At 34.9% G+C, this 11065-nt stretch carries 5 protein-coding genes and 1 CRISPR repeat array (1 of these 6 cut by a window edge); all 5 genes read left to right on the top strand.

The features are described 5' to 3' along the window. The first annotated feature begins 262 nt into the window (after window positions 1–262). On the top strand, window positions 263–688 hold the full coding sequence (locus OCV82_RS00005) for a DUF1810 domain-containing protein (protein WP_154042503.1): 426 nt from the start codon (window positions 263–265) through the stop codon (window positions 686–688). 41 nt (window positions 689–729) lie between these two features. Then, a complete protein-coding gene (locus OCV82_RS00010) occupies window positions 730–1638 on the top strand; it encodes a hypothetical protein (protein WP_154042504.1) in 909 nt (302 codons plus the stop codon). A 360-nt stretch (window positions 1639–1998) separates the two neighbouring features. After that, entirely contained in the window at window positions 1999–6504 is a 4506-nt protein-coding gene (gene cas9 / locus OCV82_RS00015) for a type II CRISPR RNA-guided endonuclease Cas9 (RefSeq protein WP_154042505.1), read from the top strand. 27 nt (window positions 6505–6531) lie between these two features. Next, window positions 6532–7485, top strand: coding sequence for a type II CRISPR-associated endonuclease Cas1 (gene cas1, locus OCV82_RS00020; protein ID WP_154042506.1), 954 nt, complete (start codon window positions 6532–6534; stop codon window positions 7483–7485). A gap of 42 nt (window positions 7486–7527) precedes the next feature. Further along, complete coding sequence (cas2, locus tag OCV82_RS00025; protein ID WP_154042507.1) at window positions 7528–7860, top strand: CRISPR-associated endonuclease Cas2; 333 nt, start codon at window positions 7528–7530, stop codon at window positions 7858–7860. A gap of 107 nt (window positions 7861–7967) precedes the next feature. Then, window positions 7968–11065: direct repeats of the CRISPR family, unit length 47 nt; unit sequence GCTGTTCTTGTTAGCACAAAGATAATGATTTGAAAGCAATTCACAAC (it continues 1086 nt past the right edge of the window).

An 11065-nucleotide genomic window follows, 5' to 3' on the forward strand; every position in this document is an offset into this window, starting at 1 on the left:
TAAGGACTCGCTTTTCTATTGTACAAACAGGGCACTGGCATCTGTAGGTACGAACTTATTTGTGAATTACTCATATGTATAAAATTAATTTTGAATAGTTACTTATGTAATTATTTTTATAGAGTGATTGAAGTGCTGGGATGGATTGCAGATCCTTTTCTAAAGGCTTTAGTCACTCTTTTTTTATTTTTTCCAGTTGCGATTGGTTACTATACCATAAGCTTTGCACTTGTTGAGTTTTAATTATTTTAAAATTATGATTATGGAAAACATTGAAAATACAGGACTTCAAAGATTTATCGAAGCCCAAAACGACAGTTATGACCAAGCTTTGAAAGAGATAATAAACGGCAGGAAATTGACGCACTGGATATGGTATATCTTCCCGCAGATGAAAGGTCTTGGTTTCAGCTATAATTCAGAGTACTATGGAGTTACCTCCTTGCAGGAAGCCAGAGATTATCTTGAAAATGAATTGCTCCGTAAAAGACTTTTCGAGATAACAGAAAGTCTGCTTATGCATAAAGGAAAAGACATCGAAAGCATTATGGGAGATATTGATGCTTTGAAACTTAAATCAAGCATGACGCTGTTCGATGCAGTGAAGCCGGGTAGCATATTCGGCGAAGTGCTCGACGGTTTTTATGGAGGGGAGAGGTGTAGAAGGACGTTGGAAAAGATACGTTGATATATGGGTGGTCCCAATAATAAAGATACCAATTAGTATTTATGGATAAAGAGAAAATAAAAGAAATAATAGGAAGTAATCTGCCTTCTGGTATTGGTTTAAGTTTTTCAGATGATACACTTGAAATCGTATTGAATCGTAAGTCAGTATTCGGAAATATGCAGGAGGATGCATCTGCATTCGAGGGATGGATATTGTGCATAAAATCAGAATTGGAGAATAAAGGATATCAGGTAAAAAAAGTAAACATAAAGTTTTGTGACAGCTTTCAGATGGGTGACTCTCCAAAAGAGAAACAATTCTGTTACCGTCTGTTTAAATGTAGCCGGAATTATGGCTGGAAGATACCGGAAGATGCAATGATAATGGCAAATGTATCTTCACTGGACAGAGCGGTATTGACATGTCCGAAAAATGATGCAGCAAGCATCGAAGTGGCACAGAACGCGGAAGCCAGACTGGAACGCATATACATAGAAGCTCAAAAGAAGAAAGGAAAGGTTATAAACCAACAGTTGCCCATAGGGCTTTTTAAGGACAAAGTGGCCGACGTTAACAGATTGACTCTGACTTCATTTCTCGATATGTGGGAAATAGAAGAAGAAACCATGAAAATCTATGAACTGAAAGCCAAAGGAAACAATAAGGTAGGTATAATATCCGAACTCCTGTATTATACCAACATGATGTCGGACATACTCAATGGTCGTTTCTATTTTGAGCCGAACAGCAAGGATTTTAGGGGAGTGGAAACGTTAAAGAAAAGCATCGGAAAGATAAAATATCTGAAAGGAGTATTTCTTACGGATACTCTTCATCCGTTAATTTCTGAAAATAAGAAAAAGCTTGCCGATGCAATGGCGTTTGTTTCCGGAGCTGTAAATGTATCATTTACGTTTGAGAAAAACACTGATGATATATCGGACTATAGCGATTATATGGGAAGGTAGTGCGAGAATCATGAAATTTTTCTTGATGAGAAAATGAATTGTTGGATAAGGGGGTGTATCGTTTGGTTGATCCTCATTTGATAGTAGAAACTATTGCTAAGGATGATAAATATGGGGAATTGGTGAGGTATTTAAGGGTACACTATAGTTGAGGGTAATAAAGGGTTACTTTCATTAAGCTTTTGAGACATAAAAAATCCCCCGTTAAAGGACGAGGGAACCTAATGTTTTCACAACGGAATAATCCTTATTGTGAATTGCTTCAAATCATATTGCAAATGTAAAGAAAAAAATATATGTTCAAAATGATTTTAAGTAAAATTATATTATATTTGTTGCAAAACATATATAATATTTACCATGAAAAAGATTTTAGGACTTGATTTGGGAACCAACAGTATAGGTTGGGCAGTTATAAATAAAGCGGAAAACGAAGGTAAAGATGTCCTGTGCGGTATTGAGGCTGCTGGTAGTAGAATTATACCTATGGACGCAACTATTATGGGGGATTTTGAAAAGGGTAATAGTGTTTCTCAGACAAAAGATCGCAGGGAACATAGAAGTACAAGGCGTTTGTACGAAAGAGGTAAATTAAGACGCGAAAGGTTGAATAGAGTTTTGTCTGTAATGGGGTTTTTGCCTGATCATTATGTTTCTCAACTAGACAGATATGGAAAGTTTCTTTCCAATACAGAACCTAAACTGGCATGGGTCAGAAATGCTGACTGCAAATATCATTTTCTTTTTATGGATTCCTTTTCAGAAATGCTTCAGGAGTTTAAAACAAATAGTCCACAATATATTTCTGAAGAATCTAAAGTTCCATACGATTGGACTTTGTATTATCTTCGAAAGAAAGCCTTGACTCACAAGGTTACTAAAGAAGAACTTGCTTGGATTCTGCTTAATTTTAATCAGAAAAGAGGGTATTTCCAACTTAGAGATGAAAGTGAAGAGGAAAAGAAGCCAAGTAAGATCAGGCAGTATTTTGAACATCAAAAGGTGGTAGATATTATAGATACAAACGAAGTTTATAAGGGCTTGAAAGTTCTTATCGTAATATTGGCAAATGGTATCTCAGGCAAAATCTTTAAAAAGGAAATACCTGATTGGATTGGTGTTGAGAAAGATATTATTGTTAAAGTAGATATTGATAAGGATGGTAAAGATAAGTTTAATGAAGATGGTTCTTTGTCGTGCAGATTCAATATACCTACCGAAGCTGAATGGGATACAGAATGGGAACTTATAAAGCAAAAGACACAAAACGACCTTGATGCATCAGGAAAGACAGTAGGTGAGTACATTTTCGATACACTGCTGCGTAATCCGGAGCAGAAGATACGTGGAAAACTTGTACGTACTATAGAAAGAAGATATTATAAAGAAGAAATCAACGCAATACTTAAAAAACAGAAAGAGTTTCATCCTGAGTTAAGTGATAGAGCTCTTTATGAGAAATGTGTTGAAGAATTATATCCCAACAATCCAGCACATAGGAACATGATGCTGATACATGATTTGTCTTATTTCCTTGTAAATGATATATTATTTTACCAGAGACCTTTAAAGAGTAAAAAATCTTTGATAGATGAATGTCCTTATGAATCACACTTATATATTGATAAAAAATCGGGTGAAAGAAAACCGGTAGCAGTGAAATGTATAGCCAAATCCCATCCTCTATATCAGGAGTTCAGGCTTTGGCAGTTTATTTCAAATCTTCGTATATATCAAAAGACAAAAGAGGTAGGTAATTCTCTCAAAGTAGATGTAGATGTAACAAATGAGTTCCTTAAAGGTGAGAATGATTATGTAGAATTATTTGATTGGCTTAATACTAAGAAGGAAATAAAACAGGAAGACTTTTTGAAGTATAAGCCATTCGGATTTACAAAAGGCAATATAAACAATTACCGTTGGAATTATGTGGAGGATAAGATATATCCATGTAATAAAACTCATTATACAATTTTAAAAGGGCTTGAAAAGGCTGATATTACTTTTGATGAGTTTATAAGTCACGATTCATTAGCAGAAGAAAACTTGTGGCATATATTATATTCAGTTTCGAGTAAAGAAGAGTTAAAACATGCTTTGGAGTCATTTGCAGATAAACGCGGTTTGAGTATTAAGTTTGTTGATGCTTTTATAAATACTCCTGCCTTCGAAAAATCGTATGGTGCATATTCTGCCAAGGCAATAAAGAAACTTCTTCCTCTCATGCGTATGGGAAAATATTGGAAGGAGGAAAATATATGTGATTCTACACGTGAAAGAATAGATAAAATCATTACAGGAGAATATGACGAAAATATACGCGACAGAGTAAGGGAGAAATCTATCAATCTTACAGATATCACTTTGTTTAGAGGTTTGCCGCTATGGCTTGCGTGCTATGTGGTGTATGACCGTCATTCGGAAGCTGGAAATACAGAGCGGTGGACATCTCCTTCTGATATAGACCATTATATTAGAAAATTCAAGCAGCACTCATTGCGTAATCCTATAGTTGAACAGATTGTGCTTGAAACATTGCGAACAGTTAGGGATGTGTGGACTGAAGTAGGAGGTATAGATGAAATCCATGTGGAATTAGGCAGAGAAATGAAGAATCCGTCTGACAAGAGACGCAAAATGAGTCTGCAAATGCAGGAGAATGAAAACACGAACTTGCGTATAAAGGCTCTTTTGGCAGAGTTTATAAACCCGGAATTGGGTATTGAAAATGTTCGTCCTTATTCACCTTCACAACAGGATTTACTCCGCCTTTATGAAGAAGGAGCCTGGAACTCTCCTGAAATAGATGAAAAGCAAGTTGACGAAATGCTTGCCATATTGAAAAAGTTTAATGAAACAGACTCTAGTAAACGACCTACAAAGTCTGAGATTAAGCGTTACCGTCTGTGGCTTGAGCAGAAGTATAGATCTCCATATACAGGTACTCCTATACCATTGAGTAAACTCTTCACTACTGCCTACGAGATAGAACATGTCATACCAAGATCACGTTTTTTTGATGATTCACTAACAAATAAGGTTATTTGTGAATCAGAAGTCAATAAGCTGAAGGGTAATATGCTTGGTTATGAGTTTATAAAGAGTCATTATGGAGAAAAAGTACAATTATCATCAGGCTCTGAGGTACAAATATTTTCGGTAAATGATTATGAGAAGTTTGTTAAGGATCATTATTCAAAGAATAAAGCAAAAATGAAGAAACTTCTTATGGATGATATACCAGAAAAGTTCACAGAACGACAAATGAACGACAGCCGATATATAAGCAGATTAATTGTTTCTTTGCTTTCGAATATAGTAAGAGAAAAAGGCGAACAGGAATCAATTTCCAAGAATGTTTTGGTTTGTACGGGTGGAGTGACCGACCGCTTGAAGAACGATTGGGGTGTGAACGATGTATGGAACAAGATAATACTTCCGCGTTTCAAGAGAATGAATGAGATTACAGATAGTACAGATTATACCTCTGTAAATACAAGCGGACATATAATACCTGCAATGCCACTACATTTGCAGAAGGGGTTTAACAAGAAACGTATAGATCATCGCCATCATGCCATGGACGCTATTGTGATTGCTTGTGCAGGAAGAAACATTGTAAATTATCTTAATAATCAATCCTCCAAGAGCGATGTAAGCCGTCATGATCTTCGTAATTTATTGTGTGAAAAGGATAAATCAGACAGAAAAGAGTTGATTATTAAGCCGTGGGATACATTTACTCAAGACGTTTATTCGGTTCTATCAAGTATCATTGTAAGTATAAAGCAGAATTTGAGAGTTATAAACAAAACTAAAAACATTTATCAGCGTAAGGAAGATGGTAAAGTTATAATATCAAAACAGGAGAATAACATTAATTGGTGGGCTATAAGAAAACCTTTGCATAAGGAGACTGTTAGCGGTGAAGTCAACTTGAGAAAAGAGACTACAATAAGTTTGAAGGAGGCTATTGATAATCCTGCAAGAATTATCGATAAGGATTTTAAGAAAAAATTGCGTGAACTTATTCTTATGGGGTACAATGAAAAACTTATAAAGAAGTATTTTTATGATAATAATGAAAGTTGGCAGGATGTGAATCTGAAGAAGATTCCTGCATATTACTTTACTAAAGATACAAATGACAGGTATTTTGCCTCGCGTAGTCTGCTTGATGAAAACTTTGACAAAAAGAAGATAGAAAATAAAGTTACGGATACAGGTATTAGAACTATCTTGTTGAGACATCTTGAGGTAGAGGGGGGTGATTCTAAGGTCGCTTTTTCTCCAGAAGGTCTTGAGCGTATGAACAAAAATATTGAAATCTTGAATGGAGGGAAGAAACATAAGCCAATCTACAAGGTGAGAGAATATGAAAAGGCAGAAAAGTTTGCGGTAGGAATGAGAGGTAATAAAGCCTCAAAATTTGTAGAGGCAGCCAAAGGCACTAATTTGTTTTTTGCAGTTTATGATAATGGTAAGAAACGCTCATTTGCTACTGTTCCGCTTAATGAAGTAATAAGACTGCAAAAAGAAGGGTTGCCTTCTGCTCCTGCTAATGAAGAAGGTTTACTTCCAAAGTTTGTTTTATCTCCTAATGATTTGGTATATGTACCTACGGAAGATGAATTGAGGAGTGGCTTGCTGCCGGAAAATCCTGCACCTGAAAGGATTTATAAGATGGTGAGTTGTACAGGATATCAATGCTTTTTTATTCATTTTAGTGTTTCTGGAGTGCTGTGTGATAAAAAAGAATTTTCAAGTCTAAATAAGATGGAGAGAGCCATATCTGGTGAAATGATTAAGGAAATATGCATTCCACTTAAAGTAAATCGTCTAGGTAAGATTATGTATAACTTGTAGTTAAAACTATATTAATTGTAATGCTTTATGATAAAGAAGACATTGTATTTTGGAAATCCTGCGTATTTGTCGTTAAGAAATGCACAGCTGGTTATAAGACTTCCTGAAGTAGTAAATAGTAATTCTCTTCCAGACTCATTTAAGCATCAGTCCGAAATAACCAAGCCTATAGAAGATATAGGTGTGGTTATTTTGGATAACAAGCAAATAACCATAACAACAGGAGCTTTAGATGCTCTTTTGGAAAACAATTGTGCCATAATTACTTGTGATAGTAGAGGTATGCCTGTTGGTATGATGCTGCCACTTGAGGGAAATACCATTCAAAGTGAGCGATTTAGGAAACAGATTGATGCATCCATTCCTTTGAAGAAGCAATTATGGCAGCACACCGTTCAGGCTAAGATATTGAATCAAGCATCAGTGTTATCAGTATGCAAAGGAGAAGAAATAAAATGTATGCAAGTATGGGCTAATAGTGTTAAAAGCGGTGATTCTGAAAATATTGAGGCAAGGGCTGCTGCTTATTATTGGAAATCGTTGTTTGCAGAGGTGGATGGTTTTACACGCGAAAGAGATGGTGTACCCCCTAACAATCTTTTAAACTACGGTTATGCAATTTTAAGAGCTATTGTATCAAGAGCTTTAGTTTCAAGTGGATTACTCCCAACATTGGGCATACATCACCATAATAGATATAATGCATATTGTTTGGCGGATGATATAATGGAACCTTATAGACCGTATGTTGATCGTTTGGTGTACACTATTTATAAAAGTATATTTGATACTTGTGATGGTAAAAGTATTGAATTGAATAAGGAAATAAAAACTTCATTATTGTCTATCCCTACTATGGAAGTAATTATTGGTGGAAAACGAAGTCCTTTAATGGTAGCAGTAGCTCAGACAACTTCTTCATTGTACAAATGTTTTGATGGAGAATTAAGGCGTATTCAGTATCCAATTATTCCAATTTAACGTATATGTAATATAAAACTTTTTTAGAGTAAATATTCTTTTATGGAACGATTTAGTGAATATAGGGTTATGTGGATACTCGTTTTTTTTGATTTGCCAACAGAAACAAAAAAAGAAAGAAAAGCTGCATCGGATTTTCGCAAACTTCTTCAGCGAGATGGGTTCACTATGTTTCAGTTTTCCATATATATACGTCATTGCGCAAGTAGTGAAAATGCAGATGTTCATATAAAAAGAGTTCAGTCATTTTTACCAGAATTGGGACAGGTAGGAATTCTTTGTATAACTGATAAGCAATTTGCACAAATTAAGATTTTTTATGGTAAGAAAATTACAAGTCCTAATGCTCCTGGACAACAGCTGGAATTATTTTAAAACAATATAACCCGCTAGAAGCGGGTTATATTGTTTTAAAGAACAGCATTTTTTTATTTCTAACAATGCTTCTAATAGATTGAAGCATAGGGCGTTGTACGTGTTGTGCTGTTCTTGTTAGCACAAAGATAATGATTTGAAAGCAATTCACAACAACATAGGAACTTTCCATTTAAAATCCAAAGCTGTTCTTGTTAGCACAAAGATAATGATTTGAAAGCAATTCACAACACCAGGACCATAAAGACCTGATAAGCGAATGCTGTTCTTGTTAGCACAAAGATAATGATTTGAAAGCAATTCACAACAGATGTTGATGATTGCCAAATTGAAATGAAGCTGTTCTTGTTAGCACAAAGATAATGATTTGAAAGCAATTCACAACACTGCATTTCGTTTCGTGGATGGCAAGACGGCTGTTCTTGTTAGCACAAAGATAATGATTTGAAAGCAATTCACAACTGGATTCTATAAATCAAGAATAGATGCAAAGCTGTTCTTGTTAGCACAAAGATAATGATTTGAAAGCAATTCACAACGCCTTCTTCAGTTTCAACGCCGGTAAAAACGCTGTTCTTGTTAGCACAAAGATAATGATTTGAAAGCAATTCACAACAGGTCACAGCCCGTACATTGATTAGAATCGGCTGTTCTTGTTAGCACAAAGATAATGATTTGAAAGCAATTCACAACAATATTTTGATTCATACGATGAAGTCAGGGCTGTTCTTGTTAGCACAAAGATAATGATTTGAAAGCAATTCACAACCATGCAACAACAACTGCAGGATGATGCACAGCTGTTCTTGTTAGCACAAAGATAATGATTTGAAAGCAATTCACAACTCCTGAACATCCTTAATAAAATCCTCGAAGCTGTTCTTGTTAGCACAAAGATAATGATTTGAAAGCAATTCACAACTTGTTCTATATAATTAAGCTGGTTTGATGGCTGTTCTTGTTAGCACAAAGATAATGATTTGAAAGCAATTCACAACAACGGAGAAATTAATTTAAAATTAGAATCAGCTGTTCTTGTTAGCACAAAGATAATGATTTGAAAGCAATTCACAACTATGTTCACTGAGGGATTATATTCACCTCGCTGTTCTTGTTAGCACAAAGATAATGATTTGAAAGCAATTCACAACGATTAGGAGAATAGAGGAATTTATTAAATGCTGTTCTTGTTAGCACAAAGATAATGATTTGAAAGCAATTCACAACATAATTCAGTCAAACATAAGAAACAAAACGCTGTTCTTGTTAGCACAAAGATAATGATTTGAAAGCAATTCACAACAGATGCACAGAACAGATGAGCGAGAAAGAAGCTGTTCTTGTTAGCACAAAGATAATGATTTGAAAGCAATTCACAACATATTTCTTTTTTTTGCCAACTTTGCACAGGCTGTTCTTGTTAGCACAAAGATAATGATTTGAAAGCAATTCACAACGTATGACTCCTTATTCAGTAGAAAGTACTGCTGTTCTTGTTAGCACAAAGATAATGATTTGAAAGCAATTCACAACCAAGCCTTGATAATCAAGAGGAAGAACCCAGCTGTTCTTGTTAGCACAAAGATAATGATTTGAAAGCAATTCACAACCCACTATAATCGAACAGTATCTGAATCTCGCTGTTCTTGTTAGCACAAAGATAATGATTTGAAAGCAATTCACAACTGCACAGGCAAGTGATAGTTATGATACTGAGCTGTTCTTGTTAGCACAAAGATAATGATTTGAAAGCAATTCACAACTCTTCATCTTTCATTCACTTTTACACAAAAGCTGTTCTTGTTAGCACAAAGATAATGATTTGAAAGCAATTCACAACTCTTTAAACTTGCATATATTATATATTAAGCTGTTCTTGTTAGCACAAAGATAATGATTTGAAAGCAATTCACAACCATACACAAGTTTTCTTGTATCCTTGTCTGCTGTTCTTGTTAGCACAAAGATAATGATTTGAAAGCAATTCACAACATAATACAAGAAATATAATGAATATTTTTAGCTGTTCTTGTTAGCACAAAGATAATGATTTGAAAGCAATTCACAACAGCTAATCTACATTCAGAAGATTAAGCTGGCTGTTCTTGTTAGCACAAAGATAATGATTTGAAAGCAATTCACAACCGAGTTCAAAAATAGAGGAGCTACAGTCTGCTGTTCTTGTTAGCACAAAGATAATGATTTGAAAGCAATTCACAACTTAGAAGTTTTCCATACTGAATTTATTCTGCTGTTCTTGTTAGCACAAAGATAATGATTTGAAAGCAATTCACAACAATATTCTGGGTATGCTTTGGCCGCCTGGAGCTGTTCTTGTTAGCACAAAGATAATGATTTGAAAGCAATTCACAACTATCATGCTTATACCTTTATTGGTATTTTGCTGTTCTTGTTAGCACAAAGATAATGATTTGAAAGCAATTCACAACAGTATCTTAAACTTATGGAACAACAGAAAGGCTGTTCTTGTTAGCACAAAGATAATGATTTGAAAGCAATTCACAACAACTGCTCCATGCTGTCAAGTCCGGCGTCAGCTGTTCTTGTTAGCACAAAGATAATGATTTGAAAGCAATTCACAACGAATACCGAACAGTACACAACCCATACGGGGCTGTTCTTGTTAGCACAAAGATAATGATTTGAAAGCAATTCACAACGATATGCTTGTAAACGTCATTCTTAATATCGCTGTTCTTGTTAGCACAAAGATAATGATTTGAAAGCAATTCACAACTCTTTTGGATTGCTCTTCTAATTTAGATAAGCTGTTCTTGTTAGCACAAAGATAATGATTTGAAAGCAATTCACAACTATCGAAGCTCGTCATAGATACCGTGTCCTGCTGTTCTTGTTAGCACAAAGATAATGATTTGAAAGCAATTCACAACATAATTACTAACGCTATTTGTTCTGTCCTGCTGTTCTTGTTAGCACAAAGATAATGATTTGAAAGCAATTCACGACAACATAGGAACTTTCCATTTAAAATCCAAAGCTGTTCTTGTTAGCACAAAGATAATGATTTGAAAGCAATTCACAACAAAGCGTTTACGTAAACATTATGCAAAATGCTGTTCTTGTTAGCACAAAGATAATGATTTGAAAGCAATTCACAACTCCAGAGTACTTCAAACGGAACAAAATAAGCTGTTCTTGTTAGCACAAAGATAATGATTTGAAA

This window comes from Bacteroides cellulolyticus (assembly GCF_025567135.1).
GTDB classification, from domain to species: domain Bacteria; phylum Bacteroidota; class Bacteroidia; order Bacteroidales; family Bacteroidaceae; genus Phocaeicola; species Phocaeicola cellulolyticus.

Coding starts and splice junctions, on each gene's coding strand:
- OCV82_RS00005 (WP_154042503.1), top strand. CDS start 263: ATGGAAAACATTGAAAATACAGGACTTCAAAGATTTATCGAAGCCCAA.
- OCV82_RS00010 (WP_154042504.1), top strand. CDS start 730: ATGGATAAAGAGAAAATAAAAGAAATAATAGGAAGTAATCTGCCTTCT.
- cas9 (WP_154042505.1), top strand. CDS start 1,999: ATGAAAAAGATTTTAGGACTTGATTTGGGAACCAACAGTATAGGTTGG.
- cas1 (WP_154042506.1), top strand. CDS start 6,532: ATGATAAAGAAGACATTGTATTTTGGAAATCCTGCGTATTTGTCGTTA.
- cas2 (WP_154042507.1), top strand. CDS start 7,528: ATGGAACGATTTAGTGAATATAGGGTTATGTGGATACTCGTTTTTTTT.